Annotated in this window: 23 protein-coding genes; 6 read left to right on the top strand and 17 right to left on the bottom strand. The window is 65.4% G+C overall.

Annotation, left to right across the window (positions count from 1 at the left end; genetic code table 11):
* Positions 1-87: 87 nt before the first annotated feature.
* Both ACRQ5Q_RS23155 and recJ read right to left on the bottom strand, forming a co-directional pair.
* Complete coding sequence (locus ACRQ5Q_RS23155) at positions 88-897, bottom strand: SDR family NAD(P)-dependent oxidoreductase (protein WP_439392437.1); 810 nt, start codon at positions 895-897, stop codon at positions 88-90.
* A gap of 91 nt (positions 898-988) precedes the next feature.
* Positions 989-2,830 (bottom strand): single-stranded-DNA-specific exonuclease RecJ, encoded by a 1,842-nt coding sequence (gene recJ, locus ACRQ5Q_RS23160; RefSeq protein ID WP_439375308.1) that lies wholly within the window; start codon positions 2,828-2,830, stop codon positions 989-991.
* 282 nt (positions 2,831-3,112) lie between these two features.
* Here recJ and ACRQ5Q_RS23165 point away from each other — a divergent pair, with 282 nt between their 5' ends.
* Positions 3,113-4,189, top strand: coding sequence for a methyl-accepting chemotaxis protein (locus ACRQ5Q_RS23165; protein WP_439375307.1), 1,077 nt, complete (start codon positions 3,113-3,115; stop codon positions 4,187-4,189).
* 219 nt (positions 4,190-4,408) lie between these two features.
* Entirely contained in the window at positions 4,409-5,776 is a 1,368-nt protein-coding gene (locus ACRQ5Q_RS23170) for a TAXI family TRAP transporter solute-binding subunit (RefSeq protein ID WP_439392438.1), read from the top strand.
* A gap of 182 nt (positions 5,777-5,958) precedes the next feature.
* Here the strand turns inward: ACRQ5Q_RS23170 and ACRQ5Q_RS23175 are convergent, their stop codons facing one another.
* From ACRQ5Q_RS23175 to ACRQ5Q_RS23220, 10 genes are all read right to left on the bottom strand, one after another.
* A complete protein-coding gene (locus ACRQ5Q_RS23175; protein ID WP_439392439.1) occupies positions 5,959-6,177 on the bottom strand; it encodes a hypothetical protein in 219 nt (72 codons plus the stop codon).
* A 277-nt stretch (positions 6,178-6,454) separates the two neighbouring features.
* Complete coding sequence (locus tag ACRQ5Q_RS23180) at positions 6,455-7,453, bottom strand: L,D-transpeptidase family protein (RefSeq protein WP_439375304.1); 999 nt, start codon at positions 7,451-7,453, stop codon at positions 6,455-6,457.
* Between the two features lie 12 nt (positions 7,454-7,465).
* Complete coding sequence (locus ACRQ5Q_RS23185) at positions 7,466-8,524, bottom strand: glycosyltransferase family 4 protein (protein WP_439375303.1); 1,059 nt, start codon at positions 8,522-8,524, stop codon at positions 7,466-7,468.
* 131 nt (positions 8,525-8,655) lie between these two features.
* Positions 8,656-8,871, bottom strand: coding sequence for a hypothetical protein (locus ACRQ5Q_RS23190; RefSeq protein ID WP_439375302.1), 216 nt, complete (start codon positions 8,869-8,871; stop codon positions 8,656-8,658).
* 127 nt (positions 8,872-8,998) lie between these two features.
* Complete coding sequence (locus ACRQ5Q_RS23195) at positions 8,999-9,997, bottom strand: 4-hydroxythreonine-4-phosphate dehydrogenase PdxA (protein ID WP_439392440.1); 999 nt, start codon at positions 9,995-9,997, stop codon at positions 8,999-9,001.
* Positions 9,994-11,532 carry a tripartite tricarboxylate transporter permease gene (locus ACRQ5Q_RS23200; RefSeq protein ID WP_439375300.1) on the bottom strand — a complete coding sequence of 513 codons (1,539 nt, stop codon included), beginning with the start codon at positions 11,530-11,532 and terminating at the stop codon, positions 9,994-9,996. The genes ACRQ5Q_RS23195 and ACRQ5Q_RS23200 overlap by 4 nt, the downstream gene beginning before the upstream one ends.
* An 11-nt stretch (positions 11,533-11,543) precedes the next feature.
* Positions 11,544-12,026, bottom strand: a complete 483-nt coding sequence (locus ACRQ5Q_RS23205) for a tripartite tricarboxylate transporter TctB family protein (RefSeq protein WP_439392441.1) — start codon at positions 12,024-12,026, stop codon at positions 11,544-11,546.
* A gap of 252 nt (positions 12,027-12,278) precedes the next feature.
* Positions 12,279-13,271 carry a Bug family tripartite tricarboxylate transporter substrate binding protein gene (locus ACRQ5Q_RS23210; RefSeq protein WP_439375298.1) on the bottom strand — a complete coding sequence of 331 codons (993 nt, stop codon included), beginning with the start codon at positions 13,269-13,271 and terminating at the stop codon, positions 12,279-12,281.
* 51 nt (positions 13,272-13,322) lie between these two features.
* Complete coding sequence (locus ACRQ5Q_RS23215; protein WP_439392442.1) at positions 13,323-14,576, bottom strand: CaiB/BaiF CoA transferase family protein; 1,254 nt, start codon at positions 14,574-14,576, stop codon at positions 13,323-13,325.
* Between the two features lie 9 nt (positions 14,577-14,585).
* Positions 14,586-15,380, bottom strand: coding sequence for an enoyl-CoA hydratase/isomerase family protein (locus ACRQ5Q_RS23220; protein ID WP_439392443.1), 795 nt, complete (start codon positions 15,378-15,380; stop codon positions 14,586-14,588).
* Positions 15,381-15,497: 117 nt separating this feature from the next.
* On the opposite strand from ACRQ5Q_RS23220, the gene ACRQ5Q_RS23225 reads away from it, so the two are divergent.
* From ACRQ5Q_RS23225 to ACRQ5Q_RS23240, 4 genes are all read left to right on the top strand, one after another.
* Positions 15,498-16,163, top strand: coding sequence for a GntR family transcriptional regulator (locus ACRQ5Q_RS23225; protein ID WP_439375295.1), 666 nt, complete (start codon positions 15,498-15,500; stop codon positions 16,161-16,163).
* A 188-nt stretch (positions 16,164-16,351) separates the two neighbouring features.
* Complete coding sequence (locus tag ACRQ5Q_RS23230) at positions 16,352-17,323, top strand: MBL fold metallo-hydrolase (RefSeq protein WP_439375294.1); 972 nt, start codon at positions 16,352-16,354, stop codon at positions 17,321-17,323.
* 252 nt (positions 17,324-17,575) lie between these two features.
* Positions 17,576-18,340, top strand: a complete 765-nt coding sequence (locus ACRQ5Q_RS23235) for an SDR family oxidoreductase (protein ID WP_439392444.1) — start codon at positions 17,576-17,578, stop codon at positions 18,338-18,340.
* 10 nt (positions 18,341-18,350) lie between these two features.
* On the top strand, positions 18,351-18,770 hold the full coding sequence (locus tag ACRQ5Q_RS23240; RefSeq protein ID WP_439392445.1) for a cupin domain-containing protein: 420 nt from the start codon (positions 18,351-18,353) through the stop codon (positions 18,768-18,770).
* A gap of 88 nt (positions 18,771-18,858) precedes the next feature.
* On the opposite strand, the gene ACRQ5Q_RS23245 is transcribed toward ACRQ5Q_RS23240, so the two are convergent.
* From ACRQ5Q_RS23245 to ACRQ5Q_RS23265, 5 genes are all read right to left on the bottom strand, one after another.
* The gene (locus ACRQ5Q_RS23245) at positions 18,859-19,617 is read right to left on the bottom strand and encodes a sulfite exporter TauE/SafE family protein (protein ID WP_439392446.1); all 759 of its coding nucleotides are present in this window, start codon (positions 19,615-19,617) and stop codon (positions 18,859-18,861) included.
* 444 nt (positions 19,618-20,061) lie between these two features.
* Positions 20,062-20,613 carry a hypothetical protein gene (locus tag ACRQ5Q_RS23250; protein ID WP_439392447.1) on the bottom strand — a complete coding sequence of 184 codons (552 nt, stop codon included), beginning with the start codon at positions 20,611-20,613 and terminating at the stop codon, positions 20,062-20,064.
* 21 nt (positions 20,614-20,634) lie between these two features.
* Positions 20,635-21,354, bottom strand: coding sequence for a haloacid dehalogenase type II (locus ACRQ5Q_RS23255; RefSeq protein WP_439392448.1), 720 nt, complete (start codon positions 21,352-21,354; stop codon positions 20,635-20,637).
* A gap of 166 nt (positions 21,355-21,520) precedes the next feature.
* The gene (glpX, locus tag ACRQ5Q_RS23260; RefSeq protein WP_439375288.1) at positions 21,521-22,522 is read right to left on the bottom strand and encodes a class II fructose-bisphosphatase; all 1,002 of its coding nucleotides are present in this window, start codon (positions 22,520-22,522) and stop codon (positions 21,521-21,523) included.
* A gap of 159 nt (positions 22,523-22,681) precedes the next feature.
* Entirely contained in the window at positions 22,682-23,998 is a 1,317-nt protein-coding gene (locus ACRQ5Q_RS23265; RefSeq protein WP_439375287.1) for a homoserine dehydrogenase, read from the bottom strand.
* Positions 23,999-24,017: the final 19 nt, after the last annotated feature.

A 24,017-nucleotide genomic window follows, 5' to 3' on the forward strand; every position in this document is an offset into this window, starting at 1 on the left:
CACCTTTGTCGCTCGGAAGCTCTTCGCGTTGTACAGGGGCTGCGCCTGCGCGTCAGCCCCTGTGGGCGCCACCCTGCCCTGCGCGGCTCAGCTTCGCCGCGGCACGCCGCCAGCGTTCATGCCGCCGTCGATGACGAGCTCGCTGCCGGTGACGTAGCGCGAGGCGTCTGACGCCAGATACAGCACGCCGGAGGCAATCTCCGCAGCCTGACCGGCGCGGCCCAATGGCGTGACCACCCGCGCGCGTTCCTCCGGATCGATCGGTGCGTTCTGGCCGGCGCCGGTCGCCCCGGTCGGGATCTTGCCCCAGATCGGGGTGTCGATGATGCCGGGGTGGACCGAGTTGACGCGGATGCCGTCGCCGGCGGCCGCGCACTCCATCGCGATCGACTTGGCGAACAGCCGCACGCCGCCCTTGGTCAGCGAATAGGCCGACAGGCCCGGCGAGCCGCGCAGGCCGGCGAGCGAGGACATCATGACGATCGAACCGCCGCCGTGCTTGCGCATCAGGGGCAGACAATGCTTGACCGACAGAAACACGCCGTCGAGATTGATCGCGTTCTGCCTGCGCCAGTCAGCGAGCGTCATGTCGACGATCGAGGGCACGGAAATGCCAATGCCGGCGTTGGAGACAAGAACATCGAGCCTGCCGTAGCGCTTTGCGATCTCGGCGACGACCTCGATCCAACGCTCCTCGCTGGTGACGTCCTGCTCCAGGAAGATTGCCTTGCCACCGGCCCTCGTAATGCGCCGCGCGAGTTCGGGGCCGCGCAGCTCATCGATGTCGGTCGCAATGACAGTCGCGCCCTCGCGCGCGAACAGCTCGACGACGGCTTCACCGATGCCCGAGGCGCCGCCTGTCACCAGCGCGACCTTGCCCTCAACCTGCCCTGCCATGTTCACTCCCCTTTTTTGTTGTTTGAGCAAGGTATCCTTGCGCATGATCTCCGCGCAGACGCGTTCCACGTTTGTCGCGAGGGATCATGCGTCATCTAATCACGGATGGCCCCTGGTCCGGTAGCGCGACGTCGACGACGCGGAATTGCACGCGCTCGGCGCCCTGGTAGCGGTCGACCGACAATGATCCTGCGACATGCATCTGCTGGCCGCGATTGTGAAGGAGCGCATTGCCGAGCTTCTGGCCGACCGAGCGGAACGCGATGCCGTTGACGATCGCGCCGTCGCCGGACTTGAACCGAAGGCGCAGATGCGCCTGGCCGACCTCGTCGGCAAACACGAGCTGATGCGCCGGCAGCGCCAGCACGGGCTCCGGATTGCCGCTGCCGAAGGGACCTGCGCGATTGAGCGTGGTCGCAAGCTCCGGCGTCACCGCGCGCGCGGAGACCGCACCGTCGATATAGAGCTCGTTGACGTGCCGCGCCTCGGCAACGTCCTGCGCCAGCGCATTTTCCAGATAGGCGCGGAATCCGGCGAGCTTCTCTTTCCGCAGCGTGACGCCCGCGGCCATCGCGTGGCCGCCGCCCTTGAGCAGAATGCCGTCGGAGACCGCCTGCCGCACCGCCTTGCCGAGATCGACGCCGGCGATCGAGCGGCCCGAGCCGGTGCCGATGCCGCCGGGTTCGAGCGCAATGGCGAAGGCCGGCCGCGAGAACTTCTCCTTCAGGCGCGATGCAACGAGACCGACCACGCCCGGATGCCAGCCCTCGGACGCCGTGACGATGACACCGACCTTGTCCTCCAGACCGATCGAAGCCAGCGCCTCGGCTTCGGCCTGCGCTTCAGCCGCCTGCTCGATGACACGGCGCTCGCTGTTGAGGCGGTCGAGCTCGGCCGCGATCCGCGCCGCCTCGACGCTGTCGCTTTCGAGCAGCAACCGCACGCCGAGATCGGCACGGCCAATGCGACCGCCGGCATTGACGCGCGGCCCCAGCATGAAGCCGAGATGCCAGGCCTCCGGCGGCCCGTTGAGCCGTGCCACGTCCATCAGCGCGGTATGGCCGACATGGTCGCGCCGCCGCATCGCGATCAGCCCTTTCGCGACGAAGGCGCGGTTGAGACCGATCAGCGGTGCGACGTCGGCAACTGTGCCCAGCGCGACATGATGCAGCGTGCCGAGCAGATCCGGCTCGGGCATTTCGCTCGTCCAGAAGCCGCGCTGGCGCAATTCGCGGTTGACCGCGACCAGTGTCACCAGCACGAGGCCGACGGCGGCGAGATGACCGAGGCCGGAGAGATCATCGAGCCGGTTCGGATTGACCAGCGCATCGACCTCCGGCAGCTCCGTGCCGGCCTGGTGGTGGTCGATCACGACGACGGACATGCCGAGCCGTTTGGCCTCGGCGAGCGGCTCGATGCTGGTGGTGCCGCAATCGACCGTGACGAGCAGCGTCGCGCCTTTGGCCGCCAGGCCGCGAACCGCTTCGACGTTCGGGCCGTAGCCCTCAAAGATCCGGTCGGGAATGTGGATCAGAGGATCGAGCCCGCAATGGCGCAGGTGCCAGGCCAGCAGCGCCGCCGAGGTCGCGCCATCGACGTCGTAATCACCAAAGATCGCGACCTTCTCGCCCCGCGCGGCCGCATCCGCGATGCGCCTGGCGGCGGCCTCCATTTCAGTCACCGTGAACGGGTCCGGCAGCAGCTTTCGGATGGTCGGATCGAGGAAGTCGGCGACCGCGTCGATATCGACCCCGCGGCCCGCCAGCACCCGCGCCAGCAGTTCGGGCAGGTGGTGCCGCTGCACGATGGCCAGCGCCTGAGCCGCCCCGCGAGCGTCCAGCCGGTCGCGCCAGAGCTTGTCGGTGAACGAGCGCGCGACGCCCAGGAACGCCTGGGGCACTTCGACGGGCAAGGCTGTGACAGGCGGCGTCATGACGAGGCGATCGGTTGGGGAACTCGGATCCGGGCGATCACGCGGGCGGTACCGGGACTGGCTTTAGGGGGATTGGCCGGGAAACCCCCGCGATTTGCAACGGTCCGAACGCACAAAGCAGTGGATGGCCGGCAAGCCGGAGTGACTATCATTTAGGCATTCCGCCGAACAGCAAATTAAGCTGGCGTTAGGCGGAATCCTCGAAAAAGAATCGTATTCGATCTGACGTGATTTTGTTCCGGGTTCATTGCAGATCTGGGCTCATTGCCAAGGAAGTCCCCGATGTCTGCTGCGCTGGGTCTGAAAGCCAAGCCGATCGCCTCCGAACCCGCTGACGATGCTTCCGACATCTCCGCGCTGATCAATCGCCTGACCGCGGAGGTCAACCAGATCGCGGTCGACAAGACCAAGGCGATCCAGCAGATCACCAACCAGATGAAGATGCTGGCGCTGAACGCGCTGATCGAAAGCTCGCGCGCCGGTGCGCAGGGCGCGGGCTTTGCGGTGGTGGCGCAGGAGGTGCGCGGTGTCGGCCAGCAGGTCGAGACCATCGCGCGCGAGCTCGAGACCCAGCTGACCAAACGCACCGGCGACCTCGTCGCCTCGATCGACCGCATGAGCCAGCGCTCGCGCGGCGAGCGCATGGTCGATCTGTCCCTCAATGCGGTCGAACTGATCGACCGCAATCTCTACGAGCGCACCTGCGACGTGCGCTGGTGGGCGACCGATTCCGCCGTGGTCGATTGCGCGGCCTCGCCCGCGCCGGCCGCGGTCAGCTATGCCTCGCGGCGCCTCGGCGTGATCCTCGGCGCCTACACCGTCTATCTGGACCTCTGGCTCTGCGACCTCGACGGCAACGTCGTCGCCAATGGCCGTACCGACCGCTTCCGCGTCGTCGGCCAGAACGTCGCCCACACCAAATGGTTTCGCGAGGCGCGGACCTTGCGTTCCGGCGACGACTATGTCGCGGGCGACGTCGAGAACCAGCCCCTGCTCGGCAACGCGCAGGTCGCGACCTATTGCGCCAGCGTCCGCGCCGGCGGCCAGGCCAACGGCGCGCCGATCGGCGTGCTCGCCATCCATTTCGACTGGGAGCCGCAGGCCCGCGCCATCGTGCAGGGCGTCCGCGTCGGCGACATCGACAAGGCCCGCGTGCTGCTGGTGGATTCGAACCTCCGCGTCATCGCCGCTTCCGACGGACAGGGCATCCTCAGCGAGCGCATCTCGCTGTCGCTGAACGGCCAGCGCTCCGGCTTCTATCACGACCGCTCGGGCGCGATGGTCGCCTTCCATGCGACGCCCGGCTACGAGACCTATCGCGGCCTCGGCTGGTACGGCGTGATTGTCTGCGGCGCGTGAGGCGCGAGCCGCGCCGCCCCTCGACAGGACGACGAAAACAACCGCATGCACAGTAGGCCGAGGGTTGTTTTTGTTCGTGTTTTTCGCTCGTCGCAGCAGCTTTGACGAAGCCGCCCTTCGCGCCCCCGGTCGACCGGCGTCTTGATGCAAATCAACACGGGACTGCCGTCCGGCAAATGATGCTCGTTGAAGCGGGCAATATTGCCGGACGAGCGCGCCATGGATGAACTGTCGAAACTTGGCATTGATGCCGGCAGGCTGCCGATCTGGCTTCGCATCGTCGCGGTCGCTGCGCTCGTCGTGCTCAGCACCGGAGCGGGCCTGCTGGCGTATCGCTGGTACGCCCATCCGGTCACGCTGTCGATTGCGGTGGGCTCGCTGGATGGCGACGCTCCCAAGATCGTGTCTGCGCTTGCCAGCCGGCTTGTCGCGAACAAGGCGCCGGTGCGCCTCAAGGTGGTCGAGACCAGCGGCCCGTTCGAATCGGCGACCGCGTTCTCATCCGGCAAGACTGATCTCGCCGTGGTGCGCGGCGACGTCGGCGACCTGTCGCAGGCGCAAGCCATTGTCGTTCTCGCCGAGGCCGTGGCCATGCTCGTTGCGCCCCCCGGGTCGACCATCGCGGATGTCGCCGGTCTGAAGCGCACGACCGTGGGCGTTGTCGCCGCCGACACCAATCAGAGGATCGTCCATGTCCTCACCAAATCCTATGATCTTGACCGCGCCAACGTCGTGTTCAAAAACCTTGCACTGGACGAGGTCCGCCGCGCCTTCGACAGCAAGGAGGTGCGTGCGGTGCTTTTCGTCATGCCGCTGAGCGAGAAATATCTGTCACTGGTGCGGGGGCTGTTCCCGCAGAACGCCAAGACCGCGCCGGTGTTGATCCCGATCGAGAACGCCGGAGCGATCGCGGAGAAAGAGCGCGCCTATGAGAGTTTCGACATTCCCAAGGGAACATTGCGCGGATCGCCTCCAATCCCCAGCGATGACGTGACCACCTTGCGTGTGTCCTACTACGTGGTCGGCAAGAAAGATCTCGATAACGACACCATCGCCGGCCTCACGCAGGCTCTCACGGCTGCGCGAAGGGACATTTTGCCGGACTGGCCGATTCTCGCACAATTCAAGGCGCCCGATACCGATGCGGGCGCCTATCTCCCGGTTCATGCCGGCGCCGCCGAGTTCTACAACGGCAACCAGCAATCGTTCCTCGACAAGTGGAGCAACGCGATTTTCCTGGCACCGATGGCCCTGGGCGCACTGGCGTCGGTCGGGGCTGCGCTCTGGCACTTTCTCAGGGCCGGCGAAGCCGGGCCGCGTCAGCCGGCACTCGACGCGCTCTATGCGCTCGGCAGCAAGATACGACGCTCGCAAAACGAGGCGGAACTTTCAGAGATCGAAAACCAGATCGACAACGTGCTCCGTGCACAGCGCGCGAAGTCCGATGGGGATGAAAGCACGCTGGATGCAGCCACGTTGAACGTGGCGGCCCACCGCCTCGAAAATCTCATTCATGACCGCAAGGCCGCGCTGAACGCCGGCCATTCGCAATCAACGCCCCCCGCCCAGAGCCAATCGCAAGTCTAGGCGTGAGGCCTCCGATGACGGTCACAGCTCCAACGAACACGACCGGCGTGCCTCTCGCGACGCTGCCGGCGACGCGTTCGGCGTCCCAATTGGTGAGGCGCACGCAAGCGGCGGGGAAAGCACTGCGCACCTGTGATCGCGAAGGGACGAAGTGACGCATTCGCCCTCGCCGGCCAGCATCATCAGCTCGGCCGCTCGCTGGCGAGATCTTGCGAGGCCCGACGGACTTTCTGGCGCGGAGCGTGCAAGACCATCGGCGGCGGCTCCGGCCGCGCCGGGGTTTCGATCTCTCGCTCTGAGTTCGTCGACCGGTGCTCGAGATAGAGCTGGCCCGCCACCAACATGATGCCGGCCCACAACAGCGCAAGGCCGACCGTCACGAGATCACGATAATCATCCATTGAAGTCGCCACCCAACCTTCCGGAGCAGAGAACGTCGCCATTACCGCTCCGTTCCACGACATCTGTTGCGACCAAGTTGCGGAATATTCGGGCCGCCGCATCATTTTTCGGGCGCCGCCTGCCCGGCCGCCTGGGCGCCATCCTCTGGGCCCGGCCAGCGAGACGGTGCGGCGGCTTTGCCCATCTTGCTCTCTGGAGGCAACATCATCCTGGACGTTCGTCAGAAGCGGTCGGAAACTCAGGAGCGGTAGACGCCCGCATTCTCGCGTAAGGCGCTCAACTAGCACCCTCGACGAAGACGACCGGCGTGCCCTTGGCGACCCTCGCCGCGACGCGTTCTGCGTCCCAATTGGTGAGGCGCACGCAGCCGTGGGATTCCGCCTTGGAGATCTTGTCCGGCGAAGGCGTGCCGTGAATGCCGTAGCCTTCGGCGGACAGATTGATCCACACCGTGCCGACCGGATTGTTCGGACCGGGCTTGATGGTGAAGGGCTTGCGCGACTGGACGCCCTTGAAGTGATAAGCGGGATTATAGCGATAGAGCGGATTCTTGCTGATCTCGGTGACCTTGAGCGTGCCGGAGGGCGACGGCTTTTCCTCGCTTCCCACGGTAGCCGGATAGAATCCGAGCAGTGCATTGGACTTGTCGAAAAGCTTGACGGTCTGCCTGACCTTGTCGATCTCGACCCGGTCGGCCTTGGCGGGCGCCCCTTCGCCTGCGCTCGCGGTATCCACGACGACGATGGTGTCGCCGGCCCGATCGAAACGGCGCCCGGGATTGAGGGCCGCCAGGAGCTGCTCGCTCATGTGGAATTTCTCGGCGAGAGCCTCACGTGGACTGGTGTAGCCGAGCTTCGGGATGTCTTTCATGTCCTCCATCTTCGAGGGCAGCTTGCTCAGGAAAGGACCCGCCACGTCCTGTTCGGTGATGGCATAGGTCAGCGTCACCGGCCGGTCGTCCGCCCGCAGCGCCTTCCAGACCTCCTCGGTCGGAGCATCCGAGCCCGGCAATTGCCGGGCTTCCGCATAGGCCCGCAGCGCCTTCTTGGCGTTCTCGCCGAACTTGCCGTCGATCTCGCCGGGCGAGAAATGCGCCCTGTCCAGCAGCACCTGCAGCCGCACGCCCGCCGGCGTCGGCTTGTCGTTCGAGAGCGTCTTCTTCGAGGGCTCGGCGGAATTGATGGCGTCCGCGGTCATCTCGGCGGCGAACGCCGGCAACGTCGCCAGGGCGAAGACAAGAAAGATGAAAATCTGCCCCGCTTTCGTCAGCGACATCGCCGCCTCCTTTCAAATTTCCAACCGTTGCGTGTCGAATTCTCCGGCTGCAGCAACCAGCTCGCGGTACCGGTCTTCGTACTGTCGCGCCATCCGGCGTGCGGTGAAGCGCTCCTCGAAGCGGGCGCGTACCCTCCTTCGATCCAGCTTGCGCAATTCACCAACCGCCGTGACGGCCTGCTCCTCGTTCTCGACGATGAAACCGGTCAGGCCGTGGTCGATGACCTCCGGCACCGATCCGGAGCGATAGGCGATCACCGGAGTTCCGCAAGCCATCGCCTCGATCATGACCAGGCCGAAAGGCTCCGGCCAATCGATCGGAAACAACAGCGCGGCGGCTCCGGCGAGGAACGGCTGCTTCTTCGCGTCGTCCACTTCGCCGACAAGCTGGATCGTCTCGCCGTCGATCTGGGGCTCGAGGTGCTTCTTGAAGTAGGCGGTCTCGGCGCGTGGAAGCTTCGCGGCGATGCGGAGAGGCATTCGGGCCGCGCGCGCAATGCGGATGGCGTCCTCCGGCCCCTTGTCTGCCGTGAGGCGGCCAAGAAACGCCAGATAGGATCCCTCCTCATGAAAGGGACGCAACAGCTCCGACGGCAATCCATGCTGGATCGTCCCGCTCCATTTCGCATCCGGAAGCGGCAGACGCTGGTGATCGGAAATCGACACGAAGCTTGCATCCGGGAACTGGCGAACGAGGTCAGGCAGTCCAGGCAAGTCGAGGCGGCCGTGCAGGGTCGTCAGGAACGGCACCCCGAGGCGACTGAGCAACGGCAGGTGCAGCCAGTCGATATGGGCGTGGATCACGTCGAACTCCCTGGCTCGCTTCGCAATCGCTTCCATCAGCATCGCGCAGGCAGCACTGGGATCAGCGCCCTTCCGGCCAAGACGCAGCGCACGGGGCCAGACCGCGTGAAGCTTGCCGGTCGTACGGGAGTCGCCGCTCGCAAACAGGGTGACGTCGTGGCCGCGCCTGACAAGCTCATCCACCAGCCACGCCACCACCCGCTCGGTGCCGCCGTAGAGCTTCGGGGGGACGCTTTCGGCGAGGGGAGCGAGTTGGGCGATGCGCATGAGAGCCTGCTACACCGCTGAACGGAGGATCAGCACGATGGCTGCGGACAGAAGGTTCGAAATCGCAAGCAATGTCCAATCCGGCCTTGCGCTTCCGCTCGCCAGGCGGCGCGCAAGGCTCTCAATGATCGCTAACATTCGTCACCGGAAAGCCGCTCGAGATAGGCCAGCCCGAACGCCGTAAGGTCCTGGGCATCACCGTTACTCTCGCGCGCTTCCCGCCTCCCTTGCAGATGACGCTCGAGGAGACAGCGACGGCCATCCGCTGCATCGACATCGCGATGCCGGGCGCGGTACACGCACCACGCGGTATCGACCGCTGTTCGTAGCGGGCTGTCGTCGACCATGTTCCCAGCTCCGGCGCGGAGATGTTCATGGACGGCAACTCGTGGCGACGGCGGAAGTTTCCGGTTTTTCCCGTAAAGTCCAATCCTGCCCAATGCAGCCAGCACGCGCTCCCCTGGTGTGCGCAAATCAGCGGGGCGCAGCCATCTCCGCCGCGAGCAGCACCGCGGCGCGGCCAGCGCCGATCGATGCGACGCCTTGTCCAGCGATATCGTAAGCGGTGCCATGAGCGGGCGTGCAGATCGGGAAGGGAAAGCCCCCGAGCAAGGTCACGCCGCGGTCGAACCCCATCAGCTTCATCGCGATCTGGCCCTGGTCGTGATACATCGTCAGCACGGCATCGAAGGCGCCGGCCTTGGCCCGCAGGAACACGGTATCGGCGGGAAACGGCCCCTCCACGGCAATGCCCTCGCGCTGCCCGGCCGCGACCACGGGGGCGATCACGTCGATCTCCTCGCGGCCGAAATTCCCGCCGTCTCCGGCATGCGGATTGAGACCGGCGACCGCAATGCGCGGCCGGGCGAAGCCGGCGTTGCGCATGCAGGCATCGGTCAGCGTGAGCGCGCGGTGGATACGCTCGCTGGACAGGTTCGCAGCCACGTCCCTCAGCGGAATGTGGGAAGTGACCCGCGCGTTCCAGAGCCGGTCGAGCACGTTGAATTCGCTCGCCGGGGTATTGAGGCCGACCACCTCCGCGGAAAACGCGATCTCGTCGTCATATTCGGCGCGGGCCAGCCGCATCGCCTGCTTGTTGAAGGGGGTGAAGCAGACGGCGTCGACGCGCCCGTCACGGCCGAGTTCGAGCGCGTGGCGGTAGTTGGCCAGCGCGAACCTGCCGCCGGCAAGGGTCGCGGTCCTCGGCTCGACCTCCTGGGGAGCGAGATGACGGAGATCGACAAACAAAGCATCGCCTTGCGTCGGGCGAAGGTCGGCCCCCTGCTCCACCATGGTCAGGCCCGGCGCGACGCCCGCAACGCGTGCGCCCTGGTCGAAAATGCGGCGGTCGCCGATCACGACCAGCCGGCAGCGGGAGCGGATGTCATCCTGCGCCACCAGCTTGGCCGTCAGCTCCGGGCTGATACCCGCGGGATCTCCCATTGCCAGCGCGATGAGCGGTTTTGCGGTCATATGATTACCTTTTCCTGAACTGTCGTCTCAGCGGTGGACGGCGCGGGCTTGCGCAGCAGGCGCGCGAGCTGCAATGCGAGCGGCAGCAGGAGCAGCGCGATGCCGCCCAGGATCAGGCACGTCACCAGCTTGTTCGCGAAGAAGATGCCCAGGGATCCCTTCGAGAGCAGCATCGACTGCCGGAACGCATCCTCGGCCTTGTCGCCGATCACGATCGCGAGCACGAGCGGCGCCAGCGGATAGAACAGCTTCTTGAAGAGGTAGCCGACAATGCCGAAGCCGAGCATCATGACCACGTCGAGATAGGAGTTCGACACCGAATAGGCGCCGACGACGCAGATGATCACGATCAGCGGTGCGATCACCACGAAGGGAATCCGCATCAGGGCGGCGAAGACCGGGACGGTCAGCAGCACCAGCGCGACGGCAACGATGTTGCCGACATACATCGAAGCGATCAGGCCCCAGACAAAGTCCTTCTGCTCGACGAACAGCATCGGCCCGGGATTGAGACCCCAGATCATCAGGCCGCCCATCATGACGGCGGCCGTCGCGGAGCCGGGAATGCCGAGGGACAGCATCGGCAACAGCGCACTGGTGCCGGCGGCATGGTCGGCGGTCTCCGGCGAGATGATGCCTTCGACTTCGCCCGTGCCGAAATAGCGGCCACGGCGGGAGAAGCGGCGGGCGATGCCGTAGCTCATGAAGGAGGCCGCGGTCGGGCCGCCCGGCGTGATCCCCATCCAGCAGCCGATCGCGGCGCTGCGCAGCAGAGCAAGGCTATGACGCGGCAGGCGGCCGATGGCGCGAAACACCTCGCGCCAGTCGATCTTCGAGGAGACCGCACGGGCGTGAAACTCCTCCTCGACCGCGACCAGCAGCTCGCCGATGCCGAACAGGCCCATGACAGCAACGACGAAGTTCACGCCCTTGACGAGCTCGTCGATCCCCATGGTGAGGCGGACGCTGCCGGAGACGGTGTCGATGCCGATGGCGGCGATGGCAAAGCCGATCGCGAGCGCCACCACGGTCTTGATCGGGGCCGCACCGCCCATGCCGACGAAGCTGGCGAAGGCCAGGAAGTAGACCGCGAAATATTCCGGCGGCCCGAAGGCGAGCGCGACCTGCGCCACCCAGGATGCGAGGAAGGTGATCAGGATGACGCCGATCAGCGCGCCGAACGCCGCCGAGCCGAAAGCGGTCGCAAGTGCCGTGGTCGGACGGCCGTCGCGCGCCATCGGATAGCCGTCGAAAGTGGTCGCGACGGACGACGGCTCGCCCGGAATGTTGAACAGGATCGAGGTCACGGAGCCGCCGAACAGCGCGCCCCAATACATGCTGGAGAGCAGGATGATCGCCGAGACCGGCTGCATGCCGAAGGTCAGCGGCAAGAGCAGCGACACCCCGTTCGGGGCGCCCAGGCCCGGCAGCACGCCGACGAGAATGCCCAGCAGCACGCCGACCGCCATCAGCAGCAGATGCGGCATGGTGACCGCGATGGTGAAGCCGTGCAGGAGTTCCTGGAGATTATCCATGGGACTGCCTCTCAGTACCCGAACGCGGCCGCGAGCGCACCGTGCGGCAGGCTGACCTGGAACATGCGCTCGAACACCACGTAGAGCGCGAGCGCCGTGGCCGCCGCCATGGCCAGCGCACGGGGTACCGATTGGTGCCGGGGGATCGCCAGCACGGCGAAGACGTAGCCCGCCGAGGCGAGATACATGCCGAGCAGCGGGATCGCGGCGACGAAGATCGCGGCCGGCACGAACAGGCTCGCGAGGCGGCGCAGCTCGAGCGGCGTGATCGCGATGGGCACGTTTGCCAGCGACGCCGCCGGCAGCACGCCGCGCACGAGATTGTAGAGGCTCCCGAGCACGACGATGATCCCGGTCAGGAACGGAAACGTGCCGGCGTCGACGCCCGCGCTCGACCAGCCGATGCCGTTGTCGAGGCTGGAGACGACGACGGCCACACCGAAGCTGCCGGTGAGGAGAGCAGTCGCAAGCTCAAGCGCGTGGCGCGAGATCATGGCATTCTACCTTTGAAGGCTGGACTTTCGCACGTGACTGCGAGGAGCCGGCCGGACGTTCTCGGCCTGCCTGGTTCGAGACGCCCGCTTTTGCGGGCTCCTCACCATGAGGGTCTGATATCTCGCCGCAACGCACGACCTCCCTGAGGGCGCCCCGCCGCAGGCGGGCGTCTCGAAGGATGGCCGCAAGCGACCTGCCCGCCACGCTTTGCTGCATCCGCGATCGCCCCACCCGTGAAGAGGTTGCCCGCCTCACTTGACGAGCCAGCCCTGCTCGCCCGCGACCTGCTTGACGTGCTCGAGGTCCTCCTTGATGAACTTGTCGAACTCGGCGCCGGTCAGGAAGGTGTCGACCTGGGAGGTCTTCTCGATGTAGTCCTTCCACTCCGGCGTCGCCTGCACCTTCTTCATGAGGTCGACATAGAACGCGGCCTGCTCCGGCGTGACCTTGCCGGGGAGCCACACCGTGCGCGGCTGCTCGTATTGCTTGATGTCGAGCCCCTGCTCGACGCAGGTCGGAACGTCGCTCCAGCCTTCGGTCGCGGTGACCTTGGGCCCCTGCGGCAACCGCTTCGGGCTGAACACGCAAAGCGGCCGCTGCGTGCCACCACGCCATTGGCCGATGCTTTCGCTGGGATTGTTGACGTGGGAGTCGAGATGGCCGCCGGCAAGCTGCACGGCGGTCTCGGCGCCGCTCTTGAAGGGGATGTAGGTCAGCTTGACCTTGCCGGCCTTCTCGATCATGCGGGTCAGCACCTCGTCGGTGTCCTTGGACTGCGCGCCGCCCATCTTGAATTCGCCCGACGCGGCCGCCTTCAGGTAGTCGCCCGCGTTCTTGTAGGGCGCGTCCTGCTTGACCCAGAGCAGGAACTCGTCCTGCGCCATCGCCGCGATCGGGGTGAGATCGGTGTAGTTGAAGGCGACCTTGGAGACGAGCGGCTGCTGCCAGGCATTCGAGGTGCCGAAGATCACCTTGTAGGGATCGCCGGCGGAGGCCTTGCCGTAGACATAGCCTTCGGCGCCGCTGCCGCCGCCCTTGTTGACGACGACGATCGGCTGCTCCGTCAGCTTGTGCTTGGTGATGATGTTCTGCACCGCGCGGGCGAGATTGTCGGTGCCGCCGCCGGGGCCGGCGGTGGCAACGAACTCGATCGGCTTTTGCGGTTGCCACGCGGCGAGCGCCGGCATGGTGCCGGCGAGCACGGTCGCGGCTGCGGAGAGCAGAAATGTTGACGTCCGACCCATGATTTCCTCCAGCTGATTTTTGTCTCTTGTTCTTGTCGTATCGAGGTCCGGTCAGGCGACGCGTTCCTCGCGTCTTTCCATGGCCGAAACGATCGCGCCTTCTGTTTCGAGCGCTTCGATTTGTGTCTCGTCGAACCCGTACTCGGCCAGCACTTCGCGCGTATGCTCACCATAGAGCGGCGCGCCGGACAGCACTTTGCCTGGGGTCTCCGAAAACTTGACGGGAAGCCCGATCGTCTTCACGGGCCCGAGCGTGGAGTGATCGACCTCGACCACCATCTCGCGCGCCAGCGTCTGCGGGTCGCTGAGCGCCTCCAGCATGTCGTGGACGGGGCCGCACGGCACACCCTTCTCGTCCAGCGCCGCGAGCCAATGCGCCCGCGACTTCTTGCGGAAGCGCTCGCTCAGAACGGCTTCGAGCTCCTTCAGGTTCGCCATGCGGTCCGAACCGTTGACGAAGCGCGGATCGGCGGCGAGCTCGGTCGCGCCGAGCGCTTCCAGCATCAACAGCCAGTGCTTCTTGTTGGCGCCGCCGACCACGAGCCAGCCGTCCGACGCTTCAAAAGCCTGGTACGGCGCGTTGAGCGGATGGGCCGAGCCCATCGCGCGCGGCGCGGTGCCCGCGGCGAGCGCGATGGTCGACTGCCAATAGGTCTGCACCAGCGCGGCCTCGTAAAGCGAGGTCTCGACCCACTGCCCTTCGCCGGTCTTGAGGCGATGCGTATAGGCGGCGAGGATGCCCATGCTCGCGAGCAGGCCGGCGGTGATGTCGGACAGCGGCGGGCCGCATTTGACCGGCGGACCATCCGGGCGCTCGCCGGTAAAGCTCATGATGCCGCTCATGGCCTGCGCGACGAGATCGAAACCGCGGCGGTGCTTGTAGGGACCGGTGCGGCCGAAGCCGGACAGCGAGCAGTAGATCAGCGATGGATACTGCTCGTGCAGCTCCTTGTAGCCGAAGCCGAGGCGCTCCATGGCGCCGGGCGCGAAATTCTCGACCAGCACGTCGGCATCCGCGATCAGCCGGCGCAGCACCTGCTTGCCGCCCTCGGTCTTGAGGTCCAGCACGATGCCGCGCTTGTTACGGTTCATCATCAGGAAGGAGGCCGCCTCCTCGCCGATCTTCGGCGGCACGGAGTGGCGGGTGTCGTCGCCGTTCGGCGATTTCTCGATCTTGATGACGTCGGCGCCCATGTCGGCGAGCATCAGGGTGCAGGTCGGCCCCGCCATCACGTGGGTGAGATCGACGACCTTGAGACCGGCCAGCGGTCCCGAACGGCGAGAGGTGGATTGCGAACTTTGCATCGGCCCGTCCTATTGGCCGCGCCATTGCGGCGCGCGCTTGTTGAGGAATGCATCGAGCCCTTCGCGAAAGTCCTGGCTCGTGTAGCACATCAGGATGAGGTCTTCGCCCTCCTCCGGGATCAGCCGCCGCTGCAGGCGGGCGACCGCCTGCTTGGTCGCGTTCAGCGTCAGCGGCGCATGGCTGGCGAGCAGCCGGGCGACCTCGTCAGCGCGCCTGTCGAGCGCCGCGATGTCATCGACGACCTCGCCGAGCAGCCCGACGCTCGCGGCCTCCGCGGCGTCGACCATGCGCGCAGTGAAGATGAGATCCTTGACGCGGGCGGCGCCGATCAACGCGGTGAGACGGCTGACATTGGACATCGACAGGCAGTTGCCGAGGGTCCTGGCGATGGGAAACCCGATCTTCGCGCTTTTGGTGCCGATGCGGAGGTCGCAGGCCGCGGCGATGCCCGCCCCGCCGCCGGTGCAGAAGCCGTTGATCGCCGCGATCGTCGGCACCCGGCACTGCTCCAGCGTGGTCAGCACGCGATCGATCCGGTTCTCGTAGTCGATCGCGTCCTGCGGCGTTCTGAATTCGCGGAACTGGTTGATGTCGGTGCCGGCGGCGAAGGCCTTGTCGCCGGCCCCGCGTAGCACCAGAACCTTGATCGATTGATCATCGTTGGCTTCTTCGCAGATCGCCGCGAGGCGTTCGTACATGGCGAAGGTGAAGGCGTTTCGGGCCTGCGGGCGGTTGAAGGTGATCCGCCCGATGCCGTGATTGCATTCAAAAACGAGGTCGTCCGCCTCCGTAGCCAGGTCCATTTCCTAACATCCTCTTGTTTTTTACACTTTTGAATGCAAAACTTGCGATTAGCAAGCTGGAACTTCCAGATTTAGGCTGTTTGTGCCGTTTTTGAATTCAAACCGGAGCGGCGTGCCATGCTTCATGAGGAGGTCGTCGGCCGCATCCGCGCCATCCTGCTCGACGGTGAAATCCCGCCGGGCGCGCGGATTCCCGAGCGCGAGCTGTGCGAACGGCTCCAGATCTCGCGCACGCCCCTGCGCGAGGCGCTCAAGGTGCTCGCCGCCGAAGGCCTGGTGCAACTCCTGCCCCATCGCGGCTCGCGCGCGGCAAAGCTGACCGACAAGGACATGCGCGACCTGTTCGAGGTTTGCCAGGGCCTCGAAGCCCTCGCCGGTGAGCTCGCCTGCGAGCGCATCAGCGACGCCGGGATCGGCGCGATCGCAGCAGCCCATGACGAGATGGTCCGGCATTATCGCGAGGGCGATCTGATCCAGTACTATCGCGGCAACCGCACCATTCACGAGGCCATCGTCGCAGCCGCCGACAATCCCACGCTGACGGGGCTCTATGCCTCCGTGACCGCGCGCATCCGACGCGCGCGCTACGTCACGCCGATGACGCCGCAGCGCTGGGCGCTCGCGGTAAAGGAGCACGAAGCGATCCTGAACGCGCTGCAGCGGCGCGACGGCGTCGGCCTCTCGCACATCCTGCGTGCGCATCTCCGCCACAAGCGCGAGGAGGTCTTGCAGGCGGGCTTCGCGGAAACCGAAGCAAGCGACGTCACCCTGCGGATCGCGTGAGATGTTTGCCACGACGATTCGGAGAACACATTCGCAACTCAATCACTGATTGTCTCTCCCACCTTCATCGCCGATCCATTTCCTCTTGCGAGCTTGTCTGAACCGGCGCAGCATCGCGCTGCCGGCCTCAAGGCCGCACATCGCACGCGAACAATCGTGCGGGTCAAAACAGAAAATGGAGGATACGAATGACACTGGATGTCTCACGTCGGTCCCTGCTCGCGCTCGGTGCCGGTCTTGGTGCCAACGCGCTCCTTGGCGGCAGTGCGACGGCACGTGCGCCCAAGCTCGGCACCCAGACGCCCTATTGGCACCGCTTCATTCTCGGCGATGCCGAAGTAACCGTCGTGTCCGACGGACCGCTGCCGCTCGGCGATCCCTCCGGCACCTTCACCGGCGTTCCAAAGGAAGAGGTGAAGAAGATGCTGGCGGACAATTTCCTGTCGCCCGACAACGTCGTGCTGGAGCAGAACTCGCCGATCGTGAACACCGGCGACAAGCTGATCCTGTTCGACACCGGCATGGGCTCGTCCAAGATGTTCGGCCCCACCACCGGGCGGCAGCAGAAAAGCATGATGGAGGCCGGCATCAAGCCCGAGGACATCGATGCGGTGGTCTGCTCGCATGCGCATATCGACCATATCGGCGGCATCGTGGATGCCAACGACAAGCCGCTGTTTCCGAACGCCCAGATCTACATCTCGCAAAGCGATTTCGACTTCTGGACCGACGAAGGCAAGATAGGGAGCGCGGCGAAGGATTTCGTCGTGCACGCCCGCAAGAACCTGCTGCCGGTCCGCGACCGCATCGTCTTCTTCAAGGACGGCCAGGAATTTTTGCCCGGCGTGCAGGCGATCGCGGCGCCCGGTCACACCGTCGGTCACACCATCTTCATGGTCTCCTCGGCCGGCAAGTCGTTCGCCTTCCTCGGCGACCTCTCGCACCATTCGGTGCTGCTGCTGGAACGGCCGCGGATGGAATTCTCCTACGACACCGACCCGAAGCAGGCGGCGGACTCCCGCGTAAAGCTGCTCACCATGCTCGCAGCGAACAAGACGCCGGTGATGTCCTATCACTTCGCCTGGCCGGGCTACGGCCATGTCGCCAAGGCCGGTGAAGGATTCCACTACTATCCCGAACCCATGCAGATGACGCTGTAGGCGGTAGCATCAAGCCCCCGGGTCGCGCAGGTGCGGCCCGGGTACATCGTCTGCCTCGCGCGCGGCAGAGGGGAATGATCCCTGACCGATTCGTGGTCGCCCGGCATGTCTGAGCATTTTTCGGCAAGCCAAGCCCGTTCCAGGCAAGAGCCCGCCGCATTGATCGGGTAAGACGCTGCTCGCATCATTCACCGCAGCGAGAGCGCAAGACCCCTTGCCCACCCGCGTTCGAAAATGCCGAGGAGACATGCCATGAAGATCGTCGTGATCGGTGGTACCGGTTTGATCGGATCCAAGCTCGTGGCGAAGCTGAAGCAGCAGGGCCACATCGCCGTGGCCGCCTCGCCGAAGTCGGGCGTGAATGCCGTCACCGGAGAAGGTCTCGCAGCCGCGCTGACTGGGGCGGATGTCGTGGTCGACGTCGCCAACGCGCCGTCCTGGGAGCCTGCTGCCGTCCTCGAATTCTTCCAGCAGTCGAGCAGGAAGCTCGCGGCGACGGAGGCCGCGGCAGGCGTCAAGCATCACGTCGCGCTGTCGATCGTGGGAACGGATCGCTCGCCCGACATCGCTTATTTCCGGGCCAAGCTCGCGCAGGAGAGCATCGTCAAGGCCTCGGCAGTGCCCTACTCGATCGTGCGCGCCACGCAATTCTTCGAATTCCTCGGCGCCATCGCGGAGTCGGGCGTGGCTGACGGGCGCATCGTCGTTCCATCGGCGGCGTTCCAGCCGATCGCATCCGACGACGTGGTCGCGTGCCTCGCGGAGGTCGCGACGGGACGGCCGCTGAACGGCACGATCGATATCGCGGGACCTGAAAAGGCGCCCTTCAACGAGTTCGTTGCCCGCCGTTTGAAGGCGGCCGGGGACAGCCGTCAGGTCGTGGGTGACCCCAAGGCCGGATATTACGGCTCCCCCATCGAGGATACCTCGCTGGTCCCGCTCGGCGAGGCCAGGCTCGGGAAAACGCCGCTCGCGGCATGGCTGGCGACGGTCAGGTCACAGCGACCACGGCAATGAGGGACATCCCATGCGCAGACTGTTGATCGCGACGGCGGCGTGCGCCCTCGTCTTCCTGACGGCACAGTCCGCCGAGGCGCAGCCGGCAGCGAAGTCGGCCAAGGTGAGCGTGGTGTTCGACCACGCCCTGCCGAATGTCCCGGGCAAGAGCATGAAGGGCGTGCTGGTCGAATATGGTCCCGGAGGCTTCTCACCGGCCCACATCCACGCGCGCTCCGCGTTCATCTACGCCACGGTGCTGGAGGGCGCGATCCGAAGCCAGGTCAATGACGAGCCCGCAAAAGTCTATCAGCAGGGCGAGAATTTTTTCGAGAAGCTCGGCGATCGCCACGCCGTCAGCTCCAACGCCAGCGACACCGAGCCTGCGAAATTGCTGGCCGTGTTCGTGGTGGACACGGCCGATACCGAGCTGACGACTGCGATCAGGTAGGGCACGCTGTTCCGCGGTCTGCGCGACCGCGGCGGGATTTGCGGCGACATCCATCTGGCGCTTCGAGACATGCTCGGGGAGGCCCAGATCAGGCGAGATAGCCGGACACACCGTCCCACAACAGCTTCAGCGCGGTAACGACCAGCAGGCCGTAGCAGGCCCGATAGATCTGCTGCTGGTCGAGCCTGCCATGCAGCCGCCAGCCGAGCCAGACGCCCGAAGGAATTGCGAGCAGGCACGCAGCCATGACGATCCAGACGTTTCCAGTCGGCCGCACCAGCAGCAGCCACGGCACCGCCTTCGTCGCATTGCCGACGGTGAAGAACAGGCTGGTCGTACCCGCATAGACCTCCTTGCTGAGGCCGAGCGGCAAGAGATACATCGCCAGCGGCGGTCCGCCGGAATGCGCGACCATGGTCGTGACACCGGAGGCAAGACCGGCGGCGACCGCCCTCGGCTTCGAGCGCGGATGAACGATCACCTTCGGATCGCTCAGGAGCCACAGACCGACGAAGACCAGGGTGACGAGCGCCATCACGATCGCGACGGCGCGATGGTCCAGCACGCGAAACAACAGATAGCCAAGCGCGATGCCGACCACGAGCCCGGGCAAGAGCAGCACCAGGTCGGGCTTCGACCAGGTCGAAGGCTTCCAGTAGCACAACGCGAACAAATCCATCGCTATGAACAATGGCGCCAGGAGGCCGCCGGCCGTCACCGGATCCATCACGAAGGACAGCAGCGGAATGCCGACGATGGAGAAGCCGCCACCGAAGGCCCCCTTCATGAAGCAGATCAGGAACACGCCCGCAAAGGCGATGAGGACAGTGCTGACCGTCAGTGCCATCTGCGCATCTCCAAGTCTGTCTCGTCCAAGACCGTCGCGCCAAGACCGTCGCTTGCAAGTTCGCCAGACGCGTCCGGATAGCGCCGTCACTCCGCTTACGACCGAGGGGGCCGACCTTCCTTGTTTCGGAAAAACAGGCCGGGCAGCACAGAAGGCAATCCAAAGGTCAATCCGAGGAAAGCCAGAAACAGATCGAGATAGCTCAGTGGCAATGTCGTCACTCCGCTGGCACCGGGGCGCCCGGTGCAATTTGCTCATTGCCCCGGATTATGATCCGAGAAAAAACTCGGTACAATAAGAACATTGATCTCGGTGCAATATGAACCAGCGCTGTAGACCGCATGTCTGAGGTATGTCCCACTCACGTCAGGCGGCAGCGCTCGCCCTCCGGCTGGAGGCGCGTGCTCGTCGCTCGCCGTCGTCCTGAGAGGATCGTCGCTCGGTTCAGTTCCGGCCGCCAAGGAAGCGTGCAATCGGCCGCAGCGCATCGATATCGGGAGCAGTCCTGCCAGCCTGGACGCCCGAGCACCATGGATATGGCAAAGCCGCCAGCCAGCGCATGATCGGCCCGGTGTCCTCCGCGGGAAGCACACACATGACGTCGATCCCGATCACCAGCTTTGTCACACGGCCATCGCGGGAGCTGAAATGCCAATCATAACGTCCGCAACCAACGCGAACGGCGCCGCCTTGCCTCGCCGACATCCCGACCAACCAGTCGCAGCGAACATGCGGCAAGTGATCCGAGCCGGGACGCGACAGGCAAAATGTGCGCACGTTCTCGTACTGCCCGCCGAAGCCGGTAACCAGCACCTGCGTCACCTGCTCAAGCCCATGTGCCGAGCTCGGAAACGAAATGGCGTCGGTCTTGACGATCATTTCGAGCTCGCAGTCGTCAGCGAAAGCGCGCGTCATCAACTGCGGACGGTTGCCATCCTTCGCCAGAATGTAGGTGCTGATCGCGTCGGCGGCAGTGATGGCGGCGGGTCGGCTCATTCGGTCATGCCCTCGCCGCCTTTAGCACCCCAGCCGGTCGGCGATGCCGCCAAAGTCCTTCGCGACGATGTCCCAGTTGCCGGTCGCTTCGAAGTCCACTTTCTGCAACGGCCCGTACTCCGTCGGGCGCGCCACGAAGGCAGTCTTGAGCCCGTTCTTCTGGGCGGCCGCGAGATCGCCGTTATGGGCGGCGACCATCATCACCTGTTCCGGCATGAGGCCAAGCAGGCGCGCGGCGCCGAGATAGGTCTCGGGATCGGGCTTGTAGTGCTCGAACAGCTCGGCGGAGATGATGAGATCCCACGGCAGGCCGGCAAACTTCGCCATGTTGGTGAGCAGCGCGACGTTGCCGTTCGACAGCGGCGAGATCACGAATTTCGTCTTCAGGCGGGTCAGGCCAGCGACGCTGTCGGGCCAGGGATTGAGGCGGTGCCAGCCCTTGGTGAGATGATCGAGATCGGCCTCGGTGAGGCCCTTGATCGCGAATTTCTCGACCAGCTTCTCCAGCGAGCGGCGATGCAGATCGTCGAGCATGACGTAGCCGCGCTCGGGATGCTTGCGCACGTCGTCCATGGCCGCGACATACATGCCGCGCCAGCCGTCGACCAGAGCCGTCCAGTCGGCGGTGATGCCGCGCCCCTTCGCCCACCACATGAAGTCGGTGATCAGGCTTGTGCGCCAGTCCACGACCGTGCCGAACACGTCGAACACGAGGGCTTTGACGGCGGAAAGGTCGGACATGTGCGCTTCCCTATAGTTCTTGTTGTGATTCCGGGGGCCGCGCAGAGCGCGAACCCGGAATCCATTTCACACCAGACTCTGCCGCCCGATGGGTTCCGGGCTCTCGGAGCCCCGCGCCTTGCGCAGTCCCCTCGGCCCGGAATGACGGGAGTTGGTCTTACCTGGATTAGTCCAGATGGAACTTCGCGAGCTCTCGATGCTCGGCCTTGATGTAGCGCACCGTGCCGGTGACGGAGCGCATCACCACCGTCTCGGTCTCGATCACGCCGTCCTTGCGGAACTTGACGCCCGAGAGCAGCGAGCCCGTGGTCACGCCGGTGGCGGCGAACAGGCAGTCGCCGCGCGCCATGTCCTCGATGCCGTAGATCATCTTGGGATCGTTGACGCCCATCTTCGCAGCGCGCTCGCGCTTCTCCTCGGAATCGAGGATCAGGCGGCACTGCATCTGGCCGCCGATGCAGCGCAGCGCCACGGCCGCCAGCACGCCTTCCGGCGCACCGCCGGTGCCAAGATACATGTCGACGCCGGTGTTGTCGGGGTCGGCGCAGTGGATCACGCCGGCGACGTCGCCGTCGGTGATGAGGCGCACGGCCGCGCCAGTCGAGCGCACGCTCTCGATGATGCCGGCATGGCGCGGACGGTCGAGCACGAGGACGGTGATGCCTTCAGGCTTGACGCCCTTGGCCTTGGCGAGGCGGCGGACGTTGTCGGCAGGCGAGGCATCAATTTCGACAACACCCTTGTCGTAACCGGGACCGATCGCGAGCTTCTCCATGTAGACGTCGGGCGCGTGCAGCAGCGTGCCGCCGTCGGCCATCGCCATGGTGGCGATCGAGCCCGGCATGTTCTTCGCGCACAGCGTGGTGCCTTCGAGCGGATCGACGGCGATGTCGACCTCGGGGCCGGCCTTGAGGCCGACCTGCTCGCCGATATAGAGCATCGGCGCCTCGTCGCGCTCGCCCTCGCCGATCACGATGGTGCCCTGGATCGGCAGCTTGTTCAGCTCGCGCCGCATGGCGTCGACCGCGGCCTGGTCGGCCGCTTTCTCGTTACCGTGCCCGCGCAGTCGCGCCGACGACACCGCCGCCCGCTCCGTCACCCGCACGATCTCCAGCGTGAGAATGCGCTCGAGCAACGCGTGCGGGGGGACTTCAATATGGGTCGACATCGGCTAACTCCTTCGAAGACTTTTGGGACGGAAATCCCCGTCCGCATCAACTCGTAACACCCACAGTTCGTTCGAACCGTGTCATTGTTTGAGCATGACCTTTCCGGAAAACCGCTTCACGCTTTGCGCTAGCGCGGCCCTCCGGGTCCGGGTCATGCTCTAGTTCTTCTCGATCCGGATCACCTGCGGCCGTCCGCTGATCACCTTGTCCTTCTGCACGGCGGCGAGCGCACGGCGCACCGCGTCCTCATGCGTTGCATAGGTGATCAGAATGACGGGCACCGGCACCGCCTTGCCGTCGGCCGACGCAGCGCCGCCATTGGGATGACGCTGCACGATCGATTCAATCGAAATCTTCTGTTCTGCGAGCCGGGTCGCGATCGCAGCCGCGGTGCCCGGGAAATCGCGCGCCAGCAGGCGGATGTAGTAGCCGCCTTCATGCCGCTCCATCGGGGCCTTGTTGGTGTCGCGCAGTTGCGCGATCGGCCGGCCGAACGGATTGGCGCGGATGCCGCGCGCGACATCGGCGATGTCGGCGACGACGGCCGATGCCGTCGCAGCACCTCCGGCGCCGGGGCCGACCAGCGTGATCGGCGGAATGCCCTCGCCATCGATCGTGACCGCGTTCGTGACACCCATCACCTGCGCGATCGAGGAGGATTTCGGCACCATGGTCGGATGCACGCGCTGCTCGATACCCTTGGCGGTGCGAACGGCAACGCCGAGCAGCTTGAGCCGGTAACCGAGATCCTCGGCGGCGCGCAGGTCTTCCGGCGCGATGGAGGAAATACCTTCGACATACACCGCGCTTTGAGCAACTTTCGTGCCGAAAGCGAGGCTGGCGAGGATCGAGAGTTTTTGCGCAGTATCGTGGCCGTCGACGTCGAAGGACGGGTTGGCCTCGGCATAGCCGAGCCGCTGTGCATCCTTGAGGCATTCGGCGAAGGACAGACCTTCCTGCTCCATCCGGGTCAGGATGTAATTGCAGGTGCCGTTGAGGATGCCGTAGACGCGGTTGATGCCGGTTCCGGCAAGACCCTCGCGCAACGTTTTGATGACGGGAATCGCGGCGCCGACGGCTGCCTCGAAATTCAGCGCGCCGCCGTGCTTTTCGGCGGCCCTCGCCAGCTTGATGCCGTGCTTGGCGAGCAGTGCCTTGTTGGCGGTGACGACGGACTTGCCGGCATTGAGCGCGGCCTCGACCGCGGAGAGCGCGGGATCGCCGGCGCCGCCCATCAGTTCGACGAAGCAATCCACCTCCGGATGAGTGGCAAGCGCGAGCGGATCCTTGGCCCAGTCTAGGCCGCGCAGATCGACGCCGCGCTTCTTGGCCTTCGAGCGGGCGGTGACGGCAACGACACGAATACCGCGGCCGCTACGCCCCGCGAGCACGCGCGCTTGCGTTTCAATCAAACGGACGACTTCGGCACCCACGGTGCCGAGCCCCGCTATGCCCACTTTCAGGGGTGCGACCATGATGGCTTCAGAAAACCTG

It is taken from the genome of Bradyrhizobium sp. PMVTL-01 (assembly GCF_051861855.1).
GTDB lineage: Bacteria > Pseudomonadota > Alphaproteobacteria > Rhizobiales > Xanthobacteraceae > Bradyrhizobium.

Bases quoted from the DNA above. Each gene is read 5' to 3' on its own strand.
- ACRQ5Q_RS23185 (WP_439375303.1), bottom strand. From the start codon at position 8,524: ATGCGCATCGCCCAACTCGCTCCCCTCGCCGAAAGCGTCCCCCCGAAG.
- ACRQ5Q_RS23245 (WP_439392446.1), bottom strand. From the start codon at position 19,617: ATGGCACTGACGGTCAGCACTGTCCTCATCGCCTTTGCGGGCGTGTTC.
- ACRQ5Q_RS23255 (WP_439392448.1), bottom strand. From the start codon at position 21,354: ATGTCCGACCTTTCCGCCGTCAAAGCCCTCGTGTTCGACGTGTTCGGC.
- ACRQ5Q_RS23210 (WP_439375298.1), bottom strand. From the start codon at position 13,271: ATGGGTCGGACGTCAACATTTCTGCTCTCCGCAGCCGCGACCGTGCTC.
- ACRQ5Q_RS23230 (WP_439375294.1), top strand. From the start codon at position 16,352: ATGACACTGGATGTCTCACGTCGGTCCCTGCTCGCGCTCGGTGCCGGT.
- recJ (WP_439375308.1), bottom strand. From the start codon at position 2,830: ATGACGCCGCCTGTCACAGCCTTGCCCGTCGAAGTGCCCCAGGCGTTC.
- ACRQ5Q_RS23165 (WP_439375307.1), top strand. From the start codon at position 3,113: ATGTCTGCTGCGCTGGGTCTGAAAGCCAAGCCGATCGCCTCCGAACCC.
- ACRQ5Q_RS23235 (WP_439392444.1), top strand. From the start codon at position 17,576: ATGAAGATCGTCGTGATCGGTGGTACCGGTTTGATCGGATCCAAGCTC.
- ACRQ5Q_RS23190 (WP_439375302.1), bottom strand. From the start codon at position 8,871: ATGGTCGACGACAGCCCGCTACGAACAGCGGTCGATACCGCGTGGTGC.
- ACRQ5Q_RS23170 (WP_439392438.1), top strand. From the start codon at position 4,409: ATGGATGAACTGTCGAAACTTGGCATTGATGCCGGCAGGCTGCCGATC.
- ACRQ5Q_RS23200 (WP_439375300.1), bottom strand. From the start codon at position 11,532: ATGGATAATCTCCAGGAACTCCTGCACGGCTTCACCATCGCGGTCACC.
- ACRQ5Q_RS23225 (WP_439375295.1), top strand. From the start codon at position 15,498: ATGCTTCATGAGGAGGTCGTCGGCCGCATCCGCGCCATCCTGCTCGAC.
- glpX (WP_439375288.1), bottom strand. From the start codon at position 22,522: ATGTCGACCCATATTGAAGTCCCCCCGCACGCGTTGCTCGAGCGCATT.
- ACRQ5Q_RS23220 (WP_439392443.1), bottom strand. From the start codon at position 15,380: ATGGACCTGGCTACGGAGGCGGACGACCTCGTTTTTGAATGCAATCAC.
- ACRQ5Q_RS23195 (WP_439392440.1), bottom strand. From the start codon at position 9,997: ATGACCGCAAAACCGCTCATCGCGCTGGCAATGGGAGATCCCGCGGGT.
- ACRQ5Q_RS23265 (WP_439375287.1), bottom strand. From the start codon at position 23,998: ATGGTCGCACCCCTGAAAGTGGGCATAGCGGGGCTCGGCACCGTGGGT.
- ACRQ5Q_RS23205 (WP_439392441.1), bottom strand. From the start codon at position 12,026: ATGATCTCGCGCCACGCGCTTGAGCTTGCGACTGCTCTCCTCACCGGC.
- ACRQ5Q_RS23180 (WP_439375304.1), bottom strand. From the start codon at position 7,453: ATGTCGCTGACGAAAGCGGGGCAGATTTTCATCTTTCTTGTCTTCGCC.
- ACRQ5Q_RS23250 (WP_439392447.1), bottom strand. From the start codon at position 20,613: ATGAGCCGACCCGCCGCCATCACTGCCGCCGACGCGATCAGCACCTAC.
- ACRQ5Q_RS23155 (WP_439392437.1), bottom strand. From the start codon at position 897: ATGGCAGGGCAGGTTGAGGGCAAGGTCGCGCTGGTGACAGGCGGCGCC.
- ACRQ5Q_RS23175 (WP_439392439.1), bottom strand. From the start codon at position 6,177: ATGGATGATTATCGTGATCTCGTGACGGTCGGCCTTGCGCTGTTGTGG.
- ACRQ5Q_RS23240 (WP_439392445.1), top strand. From the start codon at position 18,351: ATGCGCAGACTGTTGATCGCGACGGCGGCGTGCGCCCTCGTCTTCCTG.
- ACRQ5Q_RS23215 (WP_439392442.1), bottom strand. From the start codon at position 14,576: ATGCAAAGTTCGCAATCCACCTCTCGCCGTTCGGGACCGCTGGCCGGT.